This window comes from Achromobacter sp. KK8 (genome assembly GCF_054188005.1).
Genome location: NZ_CM135178.1, coordinates 5,491,876 through 5,514,993, shown reverse-complemented (window position 1 = coordinate 5,514,993; position 23,118 = coordinate 5,491,876). Strand labels below are relative to the sequence as shown.

The window sequence follows — 23,118 nt, the reverse complement described above, 5'->3', positions numbered from 1 at the left end:
AGACTCGCGTCTGGCGTTTTTTTTTGGCGGTTCGCGGATGGGCGGGATCAGGCCGGCAGCCGCGCCGCGATCTCGGCGATCAGGCGGCGCGCGGCGTCCAATTTGTCAGCCGCCGGCAGCGGGTGCGCGCCCTGCGCGTCGAACAGCACCAGTTCGGTGGTGTCCGCGTCCATCACCTTGTGCGCCAGGTTGCCCACCAGCAGCGGGATGCCCTTGCGCTGGCGCTTGGCCTCGGCGTGCTCGGCCAGTTTTTCGGTCTCTGCCGCAAAACCCACGCACCACGGCCCGTCCTTCAGTTTGGCCACTTCGGCCAGGATGTCCGGGTTGGGCTCGAACTCCATCTGCGGCGCGCCGCCGCCTTCGCTGGTCTTCTTCAGCTTCTGGTTGCTGACGTTCTTCACGCGCCAGTCGGCCACCGCGGCCACGGCGATGAAGATGTCGGCATCGGCGGCGCTGGCCATCACCGCGTCGTGCATCTGGCGTGCCGTCATGACCGACAGCGCGGTGACGCCGCGCGGCACCGGCAGGGCGGTGGCGCCGGTGATCAGCGTGACGCGGGCGCCGGCCTCGCGCGCGGCGCGGGCCAGGGCGTAGCCGGTCTTGCCCGACGAGCGGTTGCTCAGCACGCGCACCGGATCGACCGGCTCGGAGGTGGGGCCGGCGGTCAGCAGCACGTGGCGGCCGGCCAGCAGCTTGGGCTGGAAGAACGCGATCAGGTCGGCCAGGATCTCGTGGGCTTCGAGCATGCGGCCGTCGCCGGTCTCGCCACAGGCCTGTTCGCCGGCGGCCGGGCCCAGGATGCTGATGCCGTCGGCGCGCAGTTGCGCCACGTTGCGCTGGGTGGCCGGGTTGGCCCACATCTCGCGGTTCATGGCGGGCGCCACCAGCAGCGGGCAGGCGCGCGCCACGCACAGCGTCGACAGCAGGTCGTCGGCCATGCCGTGGGCCAGCTTGGCCATGAAGTCGGTGCTGGCCGGCGCGATCAGCACGGCGTCGGCGCCGCGCGTCAGGTCGATGTGCGCCATGTTGTTGGGCACCCGCGGGTCCCACGCATCCACGAACACCGGGCGGCCGGACAGGGCCTGCATGGTCACGGGCGTGATGAAGTGCGTGGCGGCTTCGGTCATTACCACGTCGACGATGGCGCCTTGTTCGGTCATGCGCCGCACCAGCTCGGCGATTTTGTAGCAGGCGATGCCGCCGGTCAGGCCGAGGACGATGCGTTTGCGGGCGAGGTCGAGCATGGGCGTCGGACGGCGTTTGGATACCGTCGAATCAGGGAACGGACAGTGATTTTATTCCGCATTGCCGCATCGCGCCGTTCGCCATGCATGCAGGGGGGCTCAAATAGACAAAAACCCGGCCGAGGGCCGGGTTTCGAAGGGGCGGGGAGGGCGCGTCAGGCGCGCGGCTTGCGGGCCCACAGCAGCTCGTCCAGCACCAGCAGCACGGCGCCGCAGCTGATGCCCACGTCCGCCAGGTTGAAGGCCGGAAAATACCAGTCGCGCCAGTAGAACAGCAGGAAGTCCACCACGTGGCCATACACCACGCGGTCGATCACGTTGCCGATGGCGCCGCCCAGGATCATCGCCAGCGCCAGGCAGAAGCGCGGCTGGCCGCGGGTGCGGCGCAGGATCACGGTGATGACCACGGCGGCAACGATGCCCAGGCCGGTGAACAGCCAGCGCTGCCAGCCTTCCTCGGACGCCAGGAAGCTGAACGCCGCGCCGCGGTTGTACAGCAGCGTGAAGTCGAAGAACGGCAGCAGGTTCAGGCGCTCGCCATACTGGTACGAGGTGTTGAAGTACACCTTGGTCAGCTGGTCCAGCACGATGATGGCCAGCGCGATGCCCAGCCAGCGGCCCACCCTTGCGGGGGGCGCGCCGGCGGACGCCGCGGTGGCCGTGCCTTGAGGGCCGGCCATGCTCAGGCCTTGTCGCGGGCTTCGCCCGAGCCGAACAGGTTGGACACGCAGCGGCCGCAGATCTCGGGGTGGTCCGGGTCCTGGCCGACGTCCAGGCGCCAGTGCCAGCAGCGCTCGCACTTCTTGTGCTTGGAGGGCGTCACCTCGATGCGCGTCTCGCCTTCGCCGGCGTGCACGGTGGCGCGCGAGACGATCAGCACGAAGCGCAGGTCGTCGCCCAGGCTGGCCAGCAGTTGCTGGTCTTCGCCGCTGGCGTAAAGGTCGACCTCGGCCTGCAGCGACGAACCGATGTCGCCGGCCGTGCGCACTTCTTCCAGCTTGCGCTGGACCTCGGCGCGGATGGCGCGCAGGCGCGCCCACTTGGCCGACAGGGCCTCGGCGTCCGCGAACGGCGGCAGCGCGTGGTAGACCTCGGTGAAGATGGTGACGCGGGCCGCGTCGGCCTGGTGCTTCAGGGCCGAGCCGACCAGTTCCTTCCAGGCCTCTTCGGCCGTGAACGACAGGATCGGCGCCATCAGCTTGAGCAGCGTCTGGGTGATGTCCAGCAGCGCGGTCTGGGCCGAGCGGCGGGCCGCGCTGTCCACCTTCGAGGTGTACAGGCGGTCTTTCAGGATATCCAGGTAGAACGCGCCCAGGTCTTCCGAGCAGAACGTCTGCAGGCGCGAGACCGCCGGGTGGAAGTCATAGCGCTCGTAGTGGCCCTGCACCTCGGCCTGCATCTGCGCGGTCATGGCCAGCGCATAGCGGTCGATCTCGAACAGCTCGCCGTAGGGCACGGACTGCGACACGGCGTCGAAGTCGGCCAGGTTGGCCAGCAGGAAGCGCAGCGTGTTGCGGATGCGGCGGTAGCCCTCGACCACGCGCTTGAGGATCTCGTCGGAGATCGACAATTCGCCCGAATAGTCGGTGGAGGCGACCCACAGGCGCAGGATCTCGGCGCCCAGCGAATCGGACACCTTCTGCGGCGCGATCACGTTGCCGACCGACTTGCTCATCTTGCGGCCCTGGCCGTCCACCACGAAGCCGTGCGTGAGCAGCGCCTTGTAGGGCGGCTGGCCATACAGCATGCAGCCGGTCAGCAGCGACGAATGGAACCAGCCGCGGTGCTGGTCGGAGCCTTCCAGGTAGAGGTCGGCGGGCCAGCCCAGTTCGGCGCCGTGCGAGCCGGCGAAATCGCCGTCCTTGCCGCCCAACACGGTGGCGTGGGTGCTGCCCGAGTCGAACCACACGTCCAGCGTGTCGCGGTTCTTTTCGTATTGATCGGCTTCGTCGCCCAGCAGCTCGCGCGGGTCCAGCGTCTGCCAGGCCTCGATGCCGCCTTGCTCGACGCGTTGCGCGACCTGTTCCAGCAGCTCGGAAGTGCGCGGGTGCAGCGCGCCGGTTTCCCTGTGCACGAAGAAAGCCATCGGCGTGCCCCACTGGCGCTGGCGCGACAGGGTCCAGTCCGGACGGTTGGCGATCATGGCGTGCAGGCGGGCGCGGCCCCAGGCCGGGTAGAAGGCGGTGGCGTCGATGCCGGCCAGCGCCGATTCGCGCAGGGTCGGGCCGCCGTCCTTGGGCTTGATGTCCATGCCGGCGAACCATTGGCTGGTGGCGCGGTAGATGATGGGCGTCTTGTGGCGCCAGCAGTGCATGTAGCTGTGCTTGTGCTTTTCCACGTGCATCAGCGCGCCGGCTTCCTGCAGGGCCTCGACGATCTTGGGGTTGGCGTCCCAGATCGACAGGCCGCCGAACAGCGCCAGGCTGTCGACGTACTTGCCGTCGCCCATGACGGGGCTGATGAAGTCGGTGTCCTTCATGCCGTGCTCCTTGCACGAGATGAAGTCCTCGATACCGTAGGCGGGGGCCGAGTGCACCACGCCGGTGCCGGAGTCGGCCGTGACGTAGTCGCCCAGGTAGACCGGGGCCTTGCGGTCGTAGGCGGCTTCGAACTGCGCCAGCGGATGCCGGAATTCGATGCCCGACAGCGCCGCGCCGGGGGCGGTGGCGATGACTTCGCCTTCCAGGTTCCAGGCCTTCAGGCAGGCTTCGACGCGTTCGCGCGCGATCAGCAGCAGCGGGCCGAACTTGGGCGCGGGCGACACGCGCACCAGCGCGTATTCGATTTCGGGGTGCAGGTTCAGCGCCTGGTTGGACGGGATGGTCCAGGGCGTGGTGGTCCAGATGACGATGGCGCCATCGTCGACCTTGTCCAGGCCGAAGGCCTTGGCCAGCTTGCCGTGCTCGGCGAACGGGAAGGCCACGTCCACCGCCGGATCGACACGATCGGCGTATTCGACCTCGGCCTCGGCCAGCGCGGAACCACAGTCGAAACACCAGTTCACGGGCTTGAGGCCGCGGAACACGTAGCCCTTGTCCAGGATGCGGCCCAGGGCGCGGATCTCGTCGGCTTCATTGCTGAAGTTCATCGTCATGTAGGGACGATCCCACTCGCCCAGCACGCCCAGGCGCTTGAAGTCCTTGCGCTGGCGGTCGATCTGCTCGAGCGCGTAGGCGCGCGCCTTGGACTGCACCTCGGCCACGGGCAGGTGCTTGCCGTACTTCTTTTCGATCTGGATCTCGATCGGCATGCCGTGGCAATCCCAGCCCGGCACGTAGTGCGCGTCGTAGCCGGCCATGTTGCGGCTCTTGACGATGATGTCCTTCAGGATCTTGTTGACCGCGTGGCCGATGTGGATGTCGCCGTTGGCGTAGGGCGGGCCGTCGTGCAGCACGAAGCGCGGACGGCCGCGGCTGGCGGCGCGGATCGCCTGGTAGACGTGGTTTTCCTCCCACTGCGCAATCCAGGCGGGCTCGCGCTTGGCGAGGTCGCCCCGCATGGGGAAGGGGGTATCGGGCAGGTTGAGGGTCTTTTTATAGTCCATGAACGGCAAAATAGGCGCGCGCGTTTCGCGCGTCTTCGGCGATGGCGGCAGTCAGGGAAGGGAGATCAGGAAATTTTTCTTCGTCCCGCAGCTTTTGCAGGAATTCGACACGCACGAGTTTACCGTATGCGTTGACGGTCTCGTCGAGCAGGTGCGCTTCCAGCAGCACGCGGCCGCGGTCCTCGACCGTCGGGCGCACGCCCAGGCTGGCCACCGCGGGCAGGGCGCGTTCGGCCAGGCCGTAGACCTGCACCACGTAGATGCCGGAACGGGCCGCGCAGCGTTCGGCCACCCGCAGGTTCATGGTTGGAAAGCCCAGGGTGCGGCCCAGTTTCTGGCCGTGGATCACGTGGCCGCTGATATGGAAGGGGTGGCCCAGCAGGTGGCGGGCGCGGTCCAGGTCGCCCACGGCCAGGGCGGTGCGCACCTCGGAACTGGAAATGCGGTGGCCGTGGCGGTCGGTGACGTCGGCCAGGGTCTGCACCTCGAAGCCATGGCGCAGGCCGGCTTCGCGCAGCAGGTCGATGTCGCCGCTGCGCTTGTGGCCGAAGCGGAAGTCCTCGCCCACCAGCAGCCACTTGGTATCCATCCCCCGCACCAGCAGGTTCTCGATGAAGGCGTTGGCCGACATTTCGGCCAGGCGGGCGTTGAAGCGCTCGACCACGACCTGGGAAATGCCGTAGCGCGCCAGCGCCGCCAGCTTGTCGCGCAAGCCGGAAATGCGGGTCGGCGCCAGTTCGGGGCGCTGGTTGAGCGTGGCGAAGTACTCGCGCGGGTGCGGCTCGAAGGTCATCACGGCAGGCGTCAGGCCCCGGTCGCGCGCGACCTGGCAGACGCGCGCCAGCATGGCCTGGTGTCCTCGGTGGACGCCGTCGAAATTGCCGATGGTCAGCGCGCTGGGAGCGCGCTGGGCGGGCGGCGGAAGGGATCGGTGGATGCGCAGCGGTGGTTTCACGAGCGAGAGTTTACAATTTTGGATTACGGGATTGTTCGTCATCCCCAATTTGGATCGCTCATCTTGCCGGAAACCTCTACACCACCGCGTCGCATCGTCATCCTGATCTCGGGACGAGGCAGCAACATGCAGGCGCTGGTCCAGGCCTGTCGCCAACAGGGCTGGCCCGCCACGATCGCCGCCGTGATCGCCAGCCGCCCGGACGCCGCCGGCCTGGAATGGGCCGCGGCGCAGGGCATCGCCACCGCGGCCCTTTACCACAAGGACTACGCCAGCCGCGAGGCCTTCGACGCAGCACTGGCCGCTGAAATCGACCTGCACGCGCCGGATTACGTCATTCTGGCCGGCTTCATGCGGGTGCTGACCCCGGGCTTCGTCAACCGCTACAGCGGCCGGCTCGTCAACATCCATCCGTCGCTGCTGCCGGCGTTTCCGGGGCTGCACACCCACGCGCAGGCGCTGGCCACCGGCGTGCGCGTGCATGGCTGCACCGTGCATTTCGTGACGCCGGTGCTGGACCACGGCCCCATCATCGCCCAGGGCTGCGTGCCGATCCTGGCCGGCGATACGCCGGAAAGGCTGGCCGAGCGCGTGCTGGAAGTCGAACACCAGGCTTTTCCGGCCGCCGTGCGCTGGCTGGCCGAAGGCCGGGTTACCCTGACGAATGACCACCGGGTGGACGTGCAGGGCGATCCCGACCGCCTGTTCACCTGGTCCGCGGCGGCCTGAGCCGACGCCCGCCGCGCAGCCGGGCCGCCGACGGCCCTGAATCGCATTTATCGGGCGGCATGTGTCCGCCCCACTGGAATACACCATGAGCAAACCCCAATCTCCGCGTTCCCGCCCGGCAGCCGCCGGAGAGCGTGACGGCCGGTCCTTCTTCTCGCGCCCCAAGGGCGAGGCCCGCGCCGCCCAGGAGCGGGCGCCGCGCCCCGAGCGCGCCGCCGGTGGCCGGGAAGGCCGCGAAGGCCGTTCGGACGAGCGCCGCGACAGCCGTCCGACCCCGCGTCCGTCCTATGACGCGCCGCGTGGCGAGCGTGGCGCGTACGGCTCGGACCGCCGCGAAGGCCAAGGCCGTGGCGGTGAACGGGGTTCCTTTGGCTCGGACCGCCGTGAAGGCCAGGGCCGCCCGGATTCACGTCCCTCCTATGGCTCCCCGCGTGGCGAAGGCCGTGGCGGCGAGCGCGGTTCCTTCGGTTCGGACCGTCGCGAAGGCCAGGGCCGCCCGGATTCACGTCCCTCCTATGGCTCCCCGCGTGGCGAAGGCCGTGGCGGCGAGCGCGGTTCCTTCGGTTCGGACCGCCGTGAAGGCCAGGGCCGCCCGGATTCGCGCCCGTCCTACGGCGCTCCGCGTGGCGAAGGCCGTGGCGGCGAGCGCGGCTCCTTCGGTTCGGACCGCCGTGAAGGCTTCGGCCGTCCGGATTCGCGTCCCTCCTATGGCGCTTCGCGTGGCGAAGGCCGTGGCGGCGAGCGTGGTTCCTTCGGTTCGGACCGCCGTGAAGGCCAGGGCCGTTCGGATTCACGTCCTTCCTATGGCTCCCCGCGTGGCGAAGGCCGCGATGGCGAGCGTGGGTTCCACGGTTCCGACCGCCGCGAAGGCCAGGGCCAGCGTGACGCCGCCCCGCAGAAGCCGCAATTCAACCGGCCGCGCCTGTCGTATGCCGCCAGCCGCATCGACCAGGTGCAGCGCGTGCTGGGCGAGATCCTGCAATGGACCTACCCGGCCGACGCGGCCCTGTCGCACTGGCTGCGTGGCCATCCCGGCCTGGGCGCGCGTGACCGCTCGGAAGTGGCCGAAGCCGTTTACGACGTGCTGCGCCACCTGCGCCGCTATCGCCAGTTCGGCGAAAGCGGCGTCGGGCCGGCTTCGCGCCGCCTGGCCATCCTGGGCCTGGCCGCCACCCTGGGCAAGGAAACGCTGCAGGAAGGCCTGGACCCGGCCGAAGCCGAATGGCTCCAGCGCGTCCTGCAGATCGACCTGGCGACGCTGCCGCGCGCCGTCCGTGGCAGCATCCCCGACTGGCTCGACGAGCGCCTGGGCGCCATGGACAGCCCCGAAACCCTGATCGAGGCGCTCAACCGCCAGGCCAGCCTGGACCTGCGCGTCAATCCGCTCAAGGTCGAGCGCGACGCCATGCTCGCCGAACTGCAACAGAGCGCCGGCCGCTACGAACCCGTGGCCATGCCGTACTCGCCCTGGGGCATCCGCATGGAAGGCCGCCCGGCCATCAACCGCTGGCCGCAGTTCGAGAACGGCAGCATCGAAGTACAGGACGAGGGCAGCCAGTTGCTGGCCCTGCTGGTGGCCCCGCGCCGCGGCGAAATGATCATCGACTTCTGCGCCGGCGCGGGCGGCAAGACCTTGCTGCTGGGCGCGCTGATGCGGTCCACCGGCAGGCTCTACGCCTTCGACGTCTCGGCCGCCCGCCTGGCGCGCGCCAAGCCGCGCTTTGCCCGCAGCGGCCTGTCCAACGTGGTGCCGGTGGCGATCGACAGCGAAAACGATGCCCGCGTCAAGCGCCTGGCCGGCAAGGCCCAGCGCGTGCTGGTCGACGCGCCGTGCAGCGGCATCGGCACGCTGCGCCGCAATCCCGACCTGAAATGGCGCCAGCACCCCGAAGCGCTGGCCGAGCTTGGCCAACTGCAGGAACGCATCCTCAACAGCGCCGCGCGCTGCGTCGCGCCCGGCGGGCGGCTGGTCTATGCCACCTGCAGCCTGCTGGCCGAGGAAAACGAAGTGCAGGCAGAACGCTTCCTGGCCAGCCATCCGGACTTCGAGCGCCTGGACGCCGCCGAGATCCTGGCGGGCCGTTGCGACAACCTGAAGCTCGAAGGGCCGTACGTCCAGCTGCGTCCGGACGTCCACGGCACCGACGGCTTCTTCGCCGCCGTTTTCGAGCGCCGCAAGAAGAACGCCGCCGCGGCCGAGGACGCGACGCAGGCCGCCATCGAGGCCGATGCCGAGGTGCTGCCGGAAGAAGAGGCCGAAGCGGCGGTTGCGGATGCGGATGAGACTGTCCCCGCAAGCGCTGCCGCCGACCAGGACAAGCCTTCGGCTTGAATCCGCTGCCGGTCAGGCCAACGGCGGGTCCATCGATGGGCCCGCCGGCGGCGGCACGGCCGCCTTCCCGGCGGATGACTTGCGGAAGCGGCGCGGCAGCCGCGCACGGCGGCCATGCGGGGAGGCGCTGAAAGAGCAGCTCAGGGTGCCGCTCAGGCGCCGCTCGGGGGCGTTCGGGGTGGGGAAGCGCTCAGGGAGCCGGCGCGATGCCGAGCGTGGCGCTGTAGCGGCGTGTTCCCACCGTCTTATTCTGGTATTTGACTTCCCACGCCAGCGAATCGGACCCAGGCTGCATGGCCTGGTAGACCAATTGCGCTATCGGCACTGTCTTATATGCGCAACGTCCCGAGTCGCTGGACTGGCCACGGGTCTGCACGATGCTGGCGGTGCCCAGCCGCGGCTGCAGGGTGATGGTCACGCGCGGCGCGCGCAGCGCCAGGCAGTCCGACCCGCGGATCTCGTAATAGGACGCCAATACGGCTATGTCCCCGGTTTTCAGCGACTGCGCGGCGGCCGGTGCAGCCACGGACGCGATTGCGGCGCTCAAGGTGGCAACGAAATGGGGATGGGTTATTTTGCGGAACATCGTATGACGGTGGGAGCAGTGACGGCGGACCGAAGTGTGCGCCAGGCGCGTGGCGCCTGCAAGACAGCGGCCCAGCCTGACAGGAACTTTAATCGCGAAAGAAGGCCAAAACCCAGTGACTGCGCGAAGACGATTCCCCGCCAGGAAAGCGCTAGTCGCGTCGCGAACGGGCCGCCAACCCGGCCGCGAGCTTGCCGTCAAAATGTCAAAAGCAGGGCTTAGTCCTTGATTTCGCTCAACAACTATTTTGAAACTCCGTTGTCATAACGCGGCAAAGGTAAGCTAAACTTCAGGCACTCTTCAAGCGAGGCTCACTACAGCTTTATGGATTACATCCTCTCCTTCATTGCCGGCGGTTTGACCCAAGCCACTTGGTGGCAGATCGTCGTTTTCACCCTGGTCATGACGCACATCACCATTGTGTCCGTCACCGTCTTCCTGCACCGCAGCCAGGCGCACCGGGGCCTGGATCTGCATCCGGCCGTCATGCACTTCTTCCGCTTCTGGCTCTGGATGACGACCGGCATGGTCACCAAGGAATGGGTTGCCATCCACCGCAAGCATCACGCCAAGTGCGAAAAGGAAGGCGATCCCCATTCGCCCATCCTGTTCGGCATCTGGAAGGTGCTGTTCCGCGGCGCCGAGCTCTACCGCGAAGAATCCAACAACAAGGAAACCATGGCCAAGTTCGGCCACGGCACGCCTGACGACTGGCTCGAACGCAACGTCTACAGCAAGCACAGCCTGTGGGGCGTGCTGACCATGCTCGCCATCGACATCGCCCTGTTCGGCGCGATCGGCGTCACGGTGTGGGCGGTGCAGATGGCCTGGATCCCCTTCTGGGCGGCCGGCGTCGTCAACGGCATCGGCCACTACTGGGGCTATCGCAACTACAACAGCCCGGACACCAGCACCAACGTGTTCCCGTGGGGCATCGTGATCGGCGGCGAAGAGCTGCACAACAACCACCACGCCCACGGCACGTCGGCCAAGTTCTCGGCCAAGTGGTACGAGTTCGACATCGGCTGGTGCTACATCAACATCCTGAAGTTCCTGGGCCTGGCCAAGATCAAGAAGGTCGCGCCCAAGCTCAAGCTGGATGACTCCAAGACCGGCATCGACCTGCGCACGCTGCAAGGCGTGATCACGCACCGCTACGAAGTCATGGCCCGCTACGCGGACGTGATCAAGAGCGCCGCCCGCGAGGAACTGGCCAAGCTGAAGGCCTCGCGCCAGGACGGCAACGCCGAATGCGGCTGGAACAAGCTGCACAAGGTGCGCCGCGCCATCCACCGCAACGAGGACATCCTGCAACCGGAGCAACTCGAAGCCGTGGACAAGGCCATCGCCCAGAACAAGTCGCTGTCGACGCTGGTGCAGATGCGCCGCGAACTCGGCCGCATCTGGGAAAGCTCCAGCGCCAGCAGCGAACAGCTCCTCCATGACCTGCAGGCCTGGTGCCAGCGCGCCCAGCAAAGCGGCATCGCCGGGCTCGAGCAATTCGCTCAACGTCTGCGCCGCTACGCGGCATGATGCTAGAGAAACTCAATCCTGAACAACGCGCCGCAGTAACGTTAGAACCGCAGCACGCCCTGGTCCTGGCCGGGGCGGGCAGCGGCAAGACCCGGGTGCTCACCACCCGCATGGCCTGGCTGATTCAAACCGGCCAGGCCTCGCCTTTTGGGCTGCTGGCGGTCACGTTCACCAACAAGGCCGCCCGCGAAATGCTGGCGCGCATGTCGGCCATCCTGCCGATCGATACGCGCGGCCTCTGGATCGGCACCTTCCACGGCCTGTGCAACCGCATGCTGCGCGCGCATCATCGCGACGCCGGCCTGCCGCAGACCTTCCAGATCCTCGACGTCACCGACCAGCTCGCCGCCATCAAGCGGCTGATGAAGGCCAACGGCGTCGACGACGAAAAATACCCGCCGCGCGACGTGCAGCGCTTCATCAACGGCGCCAAGGAAGAGGGCCTGCGCCCCGCCGACGTCGAAGCCTATGACGCGCATCGCCGCCGCCTGATCGAGATCTACCAGCTCTACGAAGCCCAGTGCCAGCGCGAAGGCGTGGTCGACTTCGCCGAGCTGCTGCTGCGCGCCTACGAACTGCTGTCGCGCAACGCGCCGGTGCGCGAGCACTACCAACGCCGTTTCCGCCACATCCTGGTCGACGAGTTCCAGGACACCAACACGCTGCAGTACAAGTGGCTGCGGCTGCTGGCCGGCGGCGGCGCGGCGATCTTCGCCGTGGGCGACGACGACCAGTCGATCTACGCGTTCCGCGGCGCCAACGTCGGCAACATGTCCGACTTCGAGCGCGACTACGCGCACGGCACCGTCATCCGCCTGGAGCAGAACTACCGCTCGTACGGCCACATCCTGGATTCGGCCAACGCGCTCATCGGCCACAACAGCGGCCGCCTGGGCAAGAACCTCTGGACCGACCAGGGCGAAGGCGAACCGGTGCGCGTCATCGAGCAGCCCTCGGACGGCATGGAAGCGCAATGGATCGTCGACGAGATCCGCTCGCTGATCCACGAAGGCAGCCTGCGGCGCGAGATCGCCGTGCTCTACCGCAGCAACGCGCAGTCGCGCGTGATCGAACACGCCATCTTCTCGGCCGGCATACCCTACAAGGTCTACGGCGGCCTGCGCTTCTTCGAGCGCCAGGAAATCAAGCACGCGCTCGCCTACCTGCGCCTGATGGCCAATCCGCACGATGACACCTCGTGGATGCGGGTGGTGAATTTCCCCACGCGCGGCATCGGCGCGCGCACGCTGGAACAGCTGGCCGACGCGGCCCGCGCGCATGATTCCAGCCTGTACTCGGCCGTGGCGCTGGTGGCCGGCAAGGGCGGCTCCAACCTGGCCCAGTTCGCCCAGCTGATCCATCGCATGACCGAGGAAACGCGCGACCTGCCGCTGCCCGAAATGGTCGAGCACATGCTCGAGGCCAGCGGCCTGAACGCGCACTACAAGGCCGAGCGCGAAGGCGCCGAGCGCCTCGAAAACCTGAACGAACTGATCACCGCCGCGGCGGTGTTCGCGTCCGAGGAAAACTACGACGGCATGCCCGCCGGCGTGGTGCCCGAGCAGGCCACCTCCAGCACGCTGATGCCCGGGGTGGTCGATGCGGCGCCGGTGGCGTCCGACGGCCTGACGCCGCTGGCGGCTTTCCTGTCGCACGCCGCGCTCGAGGCCGGCGACAACCAGGCCCAGCAGGGCCAGGACGCCGTGCAGCTCATGACCGTGCACGCGGCCAAGGGCCTGGAGTTCGACGCCGTCTTCATCACCGGCCTCGAGGAAGGCCTGTTCCCGCACGAGAACAGCATCCTGGAGCAATCCGGCCTGGAAGAAGAACGCCGCCTCATGTACGTGGCGATCACCCGCGCGCGCCAGCGCCTGTACATCAGCCTGGCGCAAAGCCGCATGCTGCATGGCCAGACGCGCTACGCCATGCGTTCGCGCTTTCTCGACGAAATTCCCGAGCAGCACCTCAAGTGGCTGTCGCCCAAGGCCGGCCTGGCGCCGGCGCTCAGCGCCGGTGGCGGCTGGAACGGCAACCGCGGCGACGCCTTCGGCCGCAAGCCCACCAACACCATTGCGCCGCGTCAACCGCGCGGCACGGCGTCCGGCGTCACCGTCGGCGACAAGCAGTATCGTGTAGGGCAGGGCGTGCACCACGCCCGTTTCGGTGACGGCACCATCGTCAGCCTGAGCGGCGCGGGGCAGGACGCCCAGGCGGAGATCCATTTCCGCGATGTCGGGTCCAAGACGCTGGCGCTGGGCATCGCCAAGCTGGATATCGTTCAAGGTTGAAAGACATGGCCAATCAAGATTCCCCGAAAGCCGAACTGGCATCGCTGCGCGCCGAAGTCGACGAGATCGACCAGCAGATCATCCTGCTGCTGGGGGTGCGCTTTCGCTGCACGGACATGATCGGTGAGCTCAAGCAGGCCAACGACATGGACCTGGTGGATCCGGTGCGCGAGGACCAGCAGGTCCAGCGCATCCGGCGCCTGGCCGAAGAGGCCGGCGTGCCGCCGGCCCTGGCCGAGACCATTCTGCGCGAAGTGATCGACACCGTGGTCGATCACCACACGCGCCTGCGCGAACGTCCCTATTCGTGATGCGCGCCTGACGGCCGCTGTCCGCCAGGGCGCGGCCGTTCGCGCAGCGAAAGGTCCAATGGCCGCGGCTTTCGCCGCGGCCATTCTTTTTTCCAGCGCCGCGTTGTCGGCGGAGCGCATTACAAGGTCTTCAGGAACGCCAGCAGGGCGTCGATCTCGGCCGGGCTCAGGTCGAGCGGCTTGATGTGCGCCGACTTGCGCGGCGCATGCGGGTCCGGGGGATCGGCCGGCGGCGCTTCGCGGCCCATGCCGGCGTTGTACATCCGCAGCAGCCCTCGCAGGTCCGGGAACAGGCCGTTGTGCATCCATGGGCCGGCTTGCGCCACGTTGCGCAGGCTCGGCGTGCGGAACCTGCCCAGGTCGGCGGGATCGCGCGTGGCCTCGTAGCGCCCCAGGTCCTGGTTGCGGCGGCCATAGAACGACAGGCCGATGTTGTGGAACTGGTGGTCGGTCAATAGCGGGCCGTTATGGCAGTTCATGCAGCGCGCCTGGGTGCGGAACAGGTGCAGGCCCAGCAGTTCGGTGTCGTCCAGCGCATCGGCGCGGCCGGCCAGGAAGTCATCGAAGCGCGTCTTCTCGGGGCGCAGCGAGGCCACGTAGGCGGCCAGCGCGCGCGCCAGGCGGTCGGCGTCGATCGCGGATGCCGGTGTCGATGCCGTCGTGGATGCCGTTGAGGTAGCCGCCGATGAAGCCGATGCAACTGTTGGTGAAGTCGATGCAGCCGCTGGAGACGCCGCCGGCGCGCCGCCGAACGCCTCCAGGAAGCGCTTGGGATACATGTCGGTCTGCCGCAGTCGCGCCACCGCTCCGGCGGCGTCGTGGTTCATTTCCCGAGGGTCGTGCAGCGGCCCCATCACCTGTTCCCTGAGGCTGGCCGCGCGGCCATCCCAGAACAGCCGTGGCGCGAACGGCGCGGCATACAGCGGCGTGGAGCGGCGTCGGCCCATCAGCTTGTCCTCGCCCACCGCGAGCGGCAGGCCGTCGGTGAAGGCGCGCTGCGGTTGGTGGCAGGAGGCACAGGACACCTCGCCCTTGCGCGACAGGCGGGTATCGAAGAACAGCATCTGGCCCAGTGCCACGACTGCCGGCCGCGCCACGTCGGCGGCCAGTTCGGCCTGGCCGGGGTTGGCGGCGGTCCATTGCAGCGGGGGGCTGGCGACGGGAGGGACCGGCGCCCATTCATGCCATTGCACGCCGGCGTCGATGGTGGGCGCGGGCCAGGCGGCCGCGGGTCCGGAATAGCGCGCGCGCAGGCAGGCGATGTTCCAGCCCGTCGGGTCGTGGCAAGCGGCGGCGCCGGACGCGATGCCGGATGGCGTGGAGGCGGGCTGCTGGCCAGATGCGCTGGACACGGTGGCCAGCAGGAGGGCCAGCGGGATGGCATGCAGGACGGTGGCCAGGGCGTTCGGCCGGAGCCGGGATTTGCCACGCAGAGGCATCGATACGTTCCGTGTCGCGTTGGTGTCAGGCGTAGGACGCTGCGATGATTGCAATACCTCAGCACGCAATCGATGAATAATCTATATGGATTTCGATTTTTTGATTGATGCGTGAGATTCGATCGCTGATCCGTGCCAGGCGCCTTTTGATTGGCGCCGCGTCGTGGCCGGCCCTGCCTTGCCGGTCCCTCATTCGCCAAGAAGGCGGAATGCCCCGTCGGGATCCCGTTCGACGATGCCGCGCCGTTCCGCTCGCGACAGCAGGGGTTCCAGGATGTAGTCGATATACGCCATGCCATCCGGGCCCATCTTGATGCATCCCGCGCTGTCACCCGCCACCGGATAGCCGGTGTAGGCCTCGGCGTCGAGCACGAGCGCGCCGGGGCAGGGGGAGGGATGGGCGGCGGTCAGCAACCGGGTGTCGTCGGTGACATGCTTGCGGTAGAGATCGCGCGCGGTGTCCTTGAACAGGACCGGCCCGCCCCGCCCGCCGTGGTGCATGACGAAAACGAATTCCCCCAGCGGCATGTCGTCGGGGATATGGCGATTGGTGGCGGGACTGTGGTACCAGGCCACGTAGGTCGCCAGGTCGGTGTAGAAGGCGGCGATCTGGCTGCCGGGGGCGTCCTTTTCGCCGGCGGCTTGATGGTGCGCGTACCAGGCCTCGTCCGTGTACTGGAACAGGCCCGATGCGCTCGAACCGGCGTCGGCGGAGCGCGGCGAGGCGCCGAACGCCGATTCGATATAGGCTATGTCCGCCGCGATCTGGATGGTCGGGGGGCTGACGCCGCGCTGTCGGCCATGGTCCACGATGGCGGCTTTGATTTCGGTCTGGGATCGGCTCAATGCCATGCAAATGCTCCTGCGTGACGGCGCGGCTGGCGTCCCCATGGAGAACCCGCGCCGTGGCCGGGATGGCCACGGCGCATGTTAGGGATGAAGGCTGCGACGCTCCATGGCGCATGGTCTGATTTGTCGTCAGAAGCGGTAGCCGACCTGCAGCCAGAGTTCGCGTCCGGATTGATAGGTACGGTGGTCCGCCGTGAGTTTGGGTCTATTGCCCGTGACTGCTGGCATGCGATTGAGCAGGTTCAGAACTTCGATCGTCAGTTCCAGGTTGCGCGCGAAGGTGGGCTGCCATTTCAACTTGGTGTCCCAGGTCCAGTAGGATGGCAACCTTTCCGATGTGTAGCTGTTGAGAAAGTCCGGAGCCGGTCCTTTGCCTGCATAGAAAATCGCGTCGCGGGCACCGCGCCAGTTGAATGCGTTGCTCCACGTGAGGCCCGCTCCCGGATACGCGCCGGTCACGGTCAAGGTGGCGACTTGCGGTTGGAAGAATGAATTGGTTGGCAGGTCGAAGGCGCGAATCTGCGCATTGTTATAGAGCACCTGTTCATCAGGGTCCCCCGCGTGGTCGTTATAGCCCTTGGCCAACTCGGTATTGGCCCGGCGCCGCTGCCAGCCCCAAGTGGCGCGCATGGTCCAGCGGGTTCTTCCCAGGGCCATCGGATGAAGCGTATGCACGGTCAGGTTGATGCCGTCGGTCGTGGAACGACCATCGCTGTTGTAGCGGGAAGCATTGGCGTCGATGTTGACGTTTGTCCACTGGTCCCGCCCGTCGCGATGCACATAGTTCAGCGCGCCCTCCAAACCCGCCAATCGTTGGCGCAGCGATATCGCCCATTCATCGTCATACGGCGTGCGCAGCCCTTTGTAGTCCACCGTGTACGGTTTGCGGCCATTCGCCCTCGGGTTTCCGTCCTTGTCCGTCTCGTTTATTTTCAGGCGCGCACGCTCCGCCTCCATGGCGATGCCCAGTATCTGTGCGCCGTAGTAGCGGGACCATCCCATGCTCAGCACGGTGTTGTCCGTTCCGAACATGTCCCAATCCAGGCGCGTGCGGGGCGCCAGATTGTTGTTGCCAAGAAAACTGTCGCGGTCGTAGCGCAGCCCGGCATCCAGGGCCAGCCGTTTCCATTCGATACGATCCGACAGATACAGGCTGGCAGTGTGATGCTTTACCTCAGCTGTGCCGGGCAGGTAGTGGGTTCTATTGCTATCTTGGACAGTGCCATCGGGGAACTGGCTGCGGCGGTACGCATACGCGTCCTGAAATCGCTTGAATCGGGCGTGGGTCTGCTCCAGCTCGGAACCTGCGTAGACCGTATGGGTAAACATGCCGGTGCGTCGCGGATCCAGGTCAACGCGACCCTTGAGAACTTCCGTGTCCTGCAGCGTCTGTTCCTTGCCAAAGCCCACCACCGAGTACTGCACTTTTTTGATCGGCGGAGTGAAATAGGATACGAACTCTTCACGAACGGACTGCCGGTGGCTGGTGGCGCGATCCCATCCCGCTTGTAGTGAGAAGCGCCCACCCTGGAATCGATGTTCCAGTTTGCCGTTGACGCCGCGTCCGCTGTGATAATTGTCCCAGGTTGTGTCGCGGAAATAGGCGTCGGCCAGAGCCTGGTGATACTCGCTGTATTTCAGCGTCAGGTCGGCGACGGTGTCTGAGGACGGACGCACACTGAATTTTCCCAGGAGATTATCGATCTGGTTGCTGTAGGTTCCTTCGCGCAACTCCGGTTGGCCCTTGCCATCAACGCCCATGGCTGCTCGCGTGATGTCGGATTGGCGACGAGATAATGCCAATACCATGCCGGCCTTTTCGCTGAATGCGACATCGCCTAGTGCCGAGTAAAAGCTCTTCTTCCACCTGGGTGAATAGTCGAAGTGGCCCTGTGACCACTTCTGTTCGTCGCCATGCGCCGTGCGCTGTTGTGTCATGTTGGAGTTGTTCCAACGGTAGTCCAGTTTCAGATGGTTCTGCCCGGAGAAGCGGCGCAATTTTGCATCCACCACGCCGCCAGTGAAGTGACCGTATTCCACAGGCACAAAGCTGTCATGCACTTGCACCGCTTCCAGCAGACTGGTGTCGACGAAGTAGGACTGCGAATTGCTGGGTACGTTGTTTACGACCAGGTTCGGATTCTTGCTAGCCGGATCAACGCGGTTGGTGGCGTCAATGCCATCGATCTGGAACAGATTCTGGTAAGGGCTGGCGCCATGGAATGAAATGTCCTCGACGTCCAACGATCCCCGATTCTTCGAACCGGCCACGCCCGGGTCGGTGCGCACCGCCGGATGCGTGGCCACCAAGGTGCTCAGATCCCGGTTCGACGATGGCGTTTGCGCGATTTCCTCGCGGCTGTAGACGCGTTCGCCGATCTGCTCGCCATAGATCCGCACCGGCTCCAGCCGCGATACGGAGAACGGATTGGTCTTGTCCACGAACACGATATAGCGGCCCGGCCCGTCGGCGCGCAGCGCCAGGCCGGAACCTGCCAGCAACTGGTTCAGCGCCGCCAGCGCCGAGGTTTCGCCCCGCAGGGCGGACGAGACCTTGCCGGCCACGGCGGCCGGCGGAAACGAAATCTGCAGGCCCGACTGGCGGCCCAGCGCCAGCAAGGCGTCGCCCAGCGGTTGCGCTGGAATGTCGTAGGCGAAGGTGCGGTCGGGCGACTGGGCCAGGGCGGGCGCGGTCGTGGCCAGCATGGCGCAGAAGATCGCGATCGACGCGGAGGGGCGGAAACGGCCGTTGAAAGAGCGGGGCATGCAAGCGTCCTTGGCTGAATGAAAACCAGCCATAGGACGCCGCGGTCGGCGCAGTACCTCAGCGCCAAAACGGCGAATGTGCGCGGCGGCGTGTCGAAGTCAGACCAGATGAATGCTCGCGCCGAATGTAAGGCCCGTTTGTCAGGTCCGTTTTTCAGGCCCGTTTGTCAGTCCCGCTGGTCAGTCCCGTTTCAGAACCGATATCCCACCTGCAGCCACAGTTCGCGTCCCGACTGGAAGGTGCTGCGGTTGGTCTTCAGGTTCGGGTTGCTGGCGGTGACCGCCGGCATGCGGTTCAGCAGGTTCAGCACTTCCACCGTGAATTCCAGGTTGCGCGCGAACGTCGGCTGCCAGGCCAGCTTGGTGTCCCAGGTCCAGTACGACGGCAATTCGCCCGATTCGTAGCGGTCGAGGGATTGCGGCCGCGGGCCGACGCCGACGTAGATGGTGGCGTCGCGCTTGCTGCGCCAGTTCAGCTTGTTGCTCCACGTCAGTCCCATGCGCGGGTAGGCGCCGATCAGTGTGAGCGAGGCGACCTGGGGCTGGTAGAAGGTGCTGGGCGGCAGGTCGATGGCGCGGATCTCCGAGCCGTTGTAGATCACCCGGTCGTCCGGGTCGCGCGCATCGGCGGTGTAGCCCGTGACCAGGTCGCCGTTGGTCTTGCGCTTCTGCCAGCTCCACGATGCCTGCATGTTCCAGCGCGTTGGCCCCAGGCGCCAGGGCTCCAGCGTGCGCAGCGTCAGGCTGACGCCGTCGGTGGTGGAAAAGCCGTCGTTGGCATAGGTGTAGCCGGCCGCGTCGGTGCCGCTCTTGGTCCATTGGTCGCGGCCGTTGCGATGCACGTAGCTCAGCAGGCCTTCGATGCCCGCCATGCGCTGGCGCAGCGACACCGCCCATTCGTCGTCATACGGCATGCGCAGGCCGCGGTAATCGACGAAGTACTCCTTGCCGCCATCGGCCACGGGCCTGCCCTTGCTGTCGAGCACCTGGCGGCGCAGGCGGCTGCGTTCGGCCTCCAGCGCCGTCTCCAGCACCTCGCTGCCGTAGTAGCGCGACCAGCCCGCGCTCAGCAGCGTGTCGCCGGAGCCCAGCACGTCCCACTCCAGGCGGGTACGCGGCGACACGTTGGTGTTGCCCAGGAAGGTCTCGCGGTCGTAGCGCAGCCCGGCATCCAGCGCCAGCCGTTGCCACTCGATGCGGTCGGACAGGTACACGCTTGCCATGCTGTATTTCACGTTGACCGTGCCAGGCAGATAGTGGACCTTGCTGAAGTCCTGGTAGGCGCCCTTGTTGTCGTAGACGCGGCGGAACGAATACGAGTCCTGGAAGCGCTTGAAGCCCGCCTCGACCTGCTGCAGGTCGGCGCCCGCGTACAGGCTGTGGGTGAAGATGCCGGTGCGCACCGGATCCAGGTCGACGCGGCCCTTGAGGGTCCAGGTGTCCTGCCGCGTCTGCTCCTTGCCGAAGCCGCCCGCGGTGTATCGCGGCAGCCTGTAGGGTTGGTAAGTCACCAGCTCGTCGCCGACGGACTGCCGGTCGCTGGTGGCGTGGTCCCAGCCGGCCTGCAGCGCGAAGCGCCCACCCTGGAACAGGTGCTCGAGGTTGCCGCTCAGGCCGTAGGCGCCGTGGTTGTTGTCCCAACGGGTGTCGCGGAACAGGTAGCTGGACAGGGTCTCGCTGCGGTCGCTGTATTTCAGCGTCAGGTCGGCGGTGGTGTCGGCGCTGGCGCGCACGCTGAACTTGCCCAGGAAGTTGTCGACGCGGTCGCGATAGGTGTCCTGGCCCTGCTGCGGCTGGCCGTCGTCGTCCACCCCCATGTTCCAGCGCGTGATGTCGGATTCGCGGCGCGACATGGCCAGCACCACGCCGGCTTTGTCGTTGAAGGCGAAATCGCCCACGGCCGAATAGAAGCGCTTCTTCCATTCGGGGGAATAGCCCGGCTGCCCCTGCGCCCAGCTGTTCTCCTCGCCCTCGGACACGTGCTGTCGCGTCATCTTCGACGTGTTCCAGCGGTAGTCGAACTTCAGGTGGTTCTCGCCGGAAAAGCGGCGCAGCCGCGCATCCACCACGCCGCCGGTGAAGCGGCCGTACTCGACCGGCACGAAGCTGTCGTAGACGCGCACCGATTCCAGCAGGCTGGTGTCGATGAAGTACGACTGCGGATTGCTGGGCACGTTGCCGACCTGCAGGTTCAGGTTCTTGCTGGCCGGGTCGACGCGGTTGGTGGCGTCGATGCCGTCGATCTGGAACAGGTTCTGGTAGGGGCTGGCGCCGTGGAAGGAAATGTCCTCGACGTTGAGCGAGCCGCGATTCTGCGAACCGGCGGCGCCCGGGTTGGTGCGCACCGCCGGATGGTTTGCCACCAGCGTGCTCAGGTCGTGGTTGGAGGAGGGCGTGGTGGCGATCTCCTCCTTGTCGAAAACGCGTTCGCCGGTCTGCTCGCCATAGACGCGCACGGGCTCCAGCCGCGAGGTCGAGAATGGGTTGGCCTTGTCGACGAACACGATGTAGCGGCCAGGACCGTCGGCGCGCAGGGCTAGGCCGGAGCCGGCCAGCAGGCGATCGAGCGCCAGCAGCGCCGAATATTCGCCGTGCAGGGCGGGGGCCATCTTGCCGGCCACCGCGGCCGGCGGGAAGGAGATTTCCAGGCCGGACTGGCGCCCCAGCGCGAGCAGCGCATTGCCCAGGGACTGGGCCGGCATGTCGTAGGTTTGCGTGCGCGCTGGCGGCTGGGCGCCAACGGGCGCGGCAATGGCCAGCATGAGGCAAAGAAGGGCGGCCGGGACGCCGGACCGGCGCCTGCCGTCAAGAGGAAAAGGCATGAAAACGTCCTACGCTGTGGTGATGTCAGCCGTAGGACGCGACGTAGGACGAAACCCCTCATTGCGGAATTGATGAATAATTTATATTGATTCTTATTTACCGATTGGGAAATGCCTGGAACGGGGGAGGGACGCGGCTGGTTTTGCCTGACCCAGGCAACGCGCGGGGCGGTCCAGGCACATGCAGACCGCGCCCGCCGTGCCATGCCCGCGGCGGGGCCGTGGTCAGCGCAGGATCAGAAGGCCGGGCAGGTCGGTGATCTCGACCTTGGTCTGCGCCAGCAGCAGGTCGAGCGCGCGCCTGGGATCGGCGATGCCGGCCGTGCCGGACACACGCGTGGCGCGCGCCCGCTCGCCCCATACCAGGATGCGCTTGCCGGTGTAGCGCGCCAGTTGCGCGGCGACGTCGGGCAGCGCGGTGTCGTTGAAGGCCAGCAGCCCCTGGCTCCAGGCGGGCGCGGTTTCGGGGGGGGCCGGGTCGCGATCGATGCCGTTGGCCGAAACCGTCATGCGTTGCCCGGCGTCCAGTGTCTGCGGTTGCCGGTCCGCGCAGGCCAGGCATTGCACCGCCACCTGGTGCGTGTAGACGGTGATGCGGGTTGTGTCGCTGTCGCGAGCGACCGTGTAGCGGGTGCCCAGGGCCGTGACGGTGGCGTCCGCCGTGACGACGGTGAAGGCGGGCCCGTCGGCGCCGCGCGGCGCGGCTTCGAACAGCGCCCGGCCGGCCAGCAGGCGCACCTCGCGCCTCTCGGGGCCGAAGTCCAGGGCGATCGCCGAATGCGCGTCCAGGATGGCGCGTGAACCGTCGGGCAGGGCGACGCGCAGCGGCTGCGTGTCGCTCGCGTAGTCGGCGCCGGGCTGGAAGTCGCGCAGCGTATAGGCGGTGATGCCGGCGGCGGCGACGAGCGCCAGCGCCAGCGCCGTGCGGCGCTTGCGGGGCGGGCGCGCGGCCAGCTTGCCACGATCGATCTCGCCCATGCGGCGCCACACCCGCGCCAGCCGCTCGTAGGCGGCGGCATGGCGCGGATCGGCGTGGTACCAGGCGTCGAATTCGGCCTGCGCCTGCGGGTCCAGCGGCTGGCCGCTGCGGCGGATGACCCAGCGCGAGGCCTGCTCGTCGGCGCTCGCGGCGGGGCCAAGGGCGTCAGTCCTGCTCACGCCGACAGCGCCAGGTCGCAGGCCAGCAGGATGCGCATCATGTGTTTCTCGACCGCGCTGACCGAGATCGCGAGGCGCTCGGCGATGGCGCGGTAGGTCAGCCCTTCGTGGCGATGCAGGACGAACACGTCGAGGCTGCGGCGCGGCTGGCGCAGCAGCGCCTTTTCGAGCCGGCGCAGCAGCTGGTTGGCCGAGGCTACTTCCAGCGTGTCGGCCTCGAAGGCGGGCGGCTGCGCCGCGGCGTAGTCGGCGACCGTGCTAAGTTCGCGGCCGCGGCGCCGGTGCCAGTCGGTGGCGATATTGGCCGCCACGCGAAACACATAGGCGCGGTCGTTGTCCGGCAGGGTCTTGTCCTGGAACTCTGCCAGCTTGATCCAGGTGTCCTGGGCGCAGTCCTGGGCCACGTCGCGCGAGCCCGTGCGCATGGCCAGAAAGCCCAGCACTTCGCGGTAGTGCCGGAGAAATACGTCGGTAAGCGAAGACATGTCGCTGACGCCTCGCGCCAGATAGAGTCAGATTCGCGTCAAATTATAAATGATAATTATTATTGTTATTGAGTATT

The 23,118-nt window shown here is 67.0% G+C and carries 16 protein-coding genes; 5 read left to right on the top strand and 11 right to left on the bottom strand.

Annotation, left to right across the window (positions count from 1 at the left end):
• Nucleotides 1-47 precede the first annotated feature (47 nt).
• From coaBC to ACVN9Z_RS25355, 4 genes are all read right to left on the bottom strand, one after another.
• A complete protein-coding gene (gene coaBC / locus ACVN9Z_RS25370) occupies nt 48-1,244 on the bottom strand; it encodes a bifunctional phosphopantothenoylcysteine decarboxylase/phosphopantothenate--cysteine ligase CoaBC (protein ID WP_006383949.1) in 1,197 nt (398 codons plus the stop codon).
• Between the two features lie 155 nt (nt 1,245-1,399).
• Entirely contained in the window at nt 1,400-1,924 is a 525-nt protein-coding gene (gene lspA / locus ACVN9Z_RS25365; protein WP_458212786.1) for a signal peptidase II, read from the bottom strand.
• A gap of 2 nt (nt 1,925-1,926) precedes the next feature.
• On the bottom strand, nt 1,927-4,788 hold the full coding sequence (ileS, locus tag ACVN9Z_RS25360) for an isoleucine--tRNA ligase (RefSeq protein ID WP_269876732.1): 2,862 nt from the start codon (nt 4,786-4,788) through the stop codon (nt 1,927-1,929).
• Entirely contained in the window at nt 4,778-5,743 is a 966-nt protein-coding gene (locus ACVN9Z_RS25355; protein WP_026384487.1) for a bifunctional riboflavin kinase/FAD synthetase, read from the bottom strand. The genes ileS and ACVN9Z_RS25355 overlap by 11 nt, the downstream gene beginning before the upstream one ends.
• A 63-nt stretch (nt 5,744-5,806) precedes the next feature.
• Here ACVN9Z_RS25355 and purN point away from each other — a divergent pair, with 63 nt between their 5' ends.
• Entirely contained in the window at nt 5,807-6,472 is a 666-nt protein-coding gene (gene purN / locus ACVN9Z_RS25350; RefSeq protein WP_006383945.1) for a phosphoribosylglycinamide formyltransferase, read from the top strand.
• A 961-nt stretch (nt 6,473-7,433) separates the two neighbouring features.
• Nucleotides 7,434-8,804, top strand: coding sequence for an RsmB/NOP family class I SAM-dependent RNA methyltransferase (locus ACVN9Z_RS25345; protein ID WP_349666354.1), 1,371 nt, complete (start codon nt 7,434-7,436; stop codon nt 8,802-8,804).
• A 190-nt stretch (nt 8,805-8,994) separates the two neighbouring features.
• Here ACVN9Z_RS25345 and ACVN9Z_RS25340 read toward each other — a convergent pair whose 3' ends face one another.
• On the bottom strand, nt 8,995-9,279 hold the full coding sequence (locus tag ACVN9Z_RS25340; RefSeq protein ID WP_020928409.1) for a hypothetical protein: 285 nt from the start codon (nt 9,277-9,279) through the stop codon (nt 8,995-8,997).
• Between the two features lie 435 nt (nt 9,280-9,714).
• Here ACVN9Z_RS25340 and ACVN9Z_RS25335 point away from each other — a divergent pair, with 435 nt between their 5' ends.
• From ACVN9Z_RS25335 to ACVN9Z_RS25325, 3 genes are read left to right on the top strand one after another with little or no spacing between them, the layout of a single operon-like run.
• Complete coding sequence (locus ACVN9Z_RS25335) at nt 9,715-10,923, top strand: DesA family fatty acid desaturase (RefSeq protein WP_006384332.1); 1,209 nt, start codon at nt 9,715-9,717, stop codon at nt 10,921-10,923.
• Nucleotides 10,920-13,211: a UvrD-helicase domain-containing protein gene (locus ACVN9Z_RS25330; protein ID WP_070539905.1), complete on the top strand. Its 2,292-nt coding sequence runs from the start codon at nt 10,920-10,922 to the stop codon at nt 13,209-13,211. Before ACVN9Z_RS25335 ends, ACVN9Z_RS25330 begins: the two co-directional genes overlap by 4 nt.
• 5 nt (nt 13,212-13,216) lie before the next feature.
• Entirely contained in the window at nt 13,217-13,522 is a 306-nt protein-coding gene (locus ACVN9Z_RS25325) for a chorismate mutase (RefSeq protein WP_006384334.1), read from the top strand.
• A 119-nt stretch (nt 13,523-13,641) separates the two neighbouring features.
• On the opposite strand, the gene ACVN9Z_RS25320 is transcribed toward ACVN9Z_RS25325, so the two are convergent.
• From ACVN9Z_RS25320 to ACVN9Z_RS25295, 6 genes are all read right to left on the bottom strand, one after another.
• On the bottom strand, nt 13,642-14,961 hold the full coding sequence (locus ACVN9Z_RS25320; protein WP_006384335.1) for a cytochrome-c peroxidase: 1,320 nt from the start codon (nt 14,959-14,961) through the stop codon (nt 13,642-13,644).
• Between the two features lie 189 nt (nt 14,962-15,150).
• Nucleotides 15,151-15,813, bottom strand: a complete 663-nt coding sequence (locus ACVN9Z_RS25315) for a hypothetical protein (RefSeq protein WP_006384336.1) — start codon at nt 15,811-15,813, stop codon at nt 15,151-15,153.
• Nucleotides 15,814-15,939: 126 nt separating this feature from the next.
• Nucleotides 15,940-18,576 carry a TonB-dependent receptor plug domain-containing protein gene (locus ACVN9Z_RS25310; protein ID WP_269876739.1) on the bottom strand — a complete coding sequence of 879 codons (2,637 nt, stop codon included), beginning with the start codon at nt 18,574-18,576 and terminating at the stop codon, nt 15,940-15,942.
• Nucleotides 18,577-18,767: 191 nt separating this feature from the next.
• On the bottom strand, nt 18,768-21,338 hold the full coding sequence (locus ACVN9Z_RS25305; RefSeq protein WP_458212785.1) for a TonB-dependent receptor plug domain-containing protein: 2,571 nt from the start codon (nt 21,336-21,338) through the stop codon (nt 18,768-18,770).
• A 285-nt stretch (nt 21,339-21,623) separates the two neighbouring features.
• Nucleotides 21,624-22,556, bottom strand: coding sequence for a FecR family protein (locus ACVN9Z_RS25300; RefSeq protein WP_200221527.1), 933 nt, complete (start codon nt 22,554-22,556; stop codon nt 21,624-21,626).
• On the bottom strand, nt 22,553-23,041 hold the full coding sequence (locus ACVN9Z_RS25295) for an RNA polymerase sigma factor (RefSeq protein ID WP_026384498.1): 489 nt from the start codon (nt 23,039-23,041) through the stop codon (nt 22,553-22,555). The genes ACVN9Z_RS25300 and ACVN9Z_RS25295 overlap by 4 nt, the downstream gene beginning before the upstream one ends.
• Nucleotides 23,042-23,118: the final 77 nt, after the last annotated feature.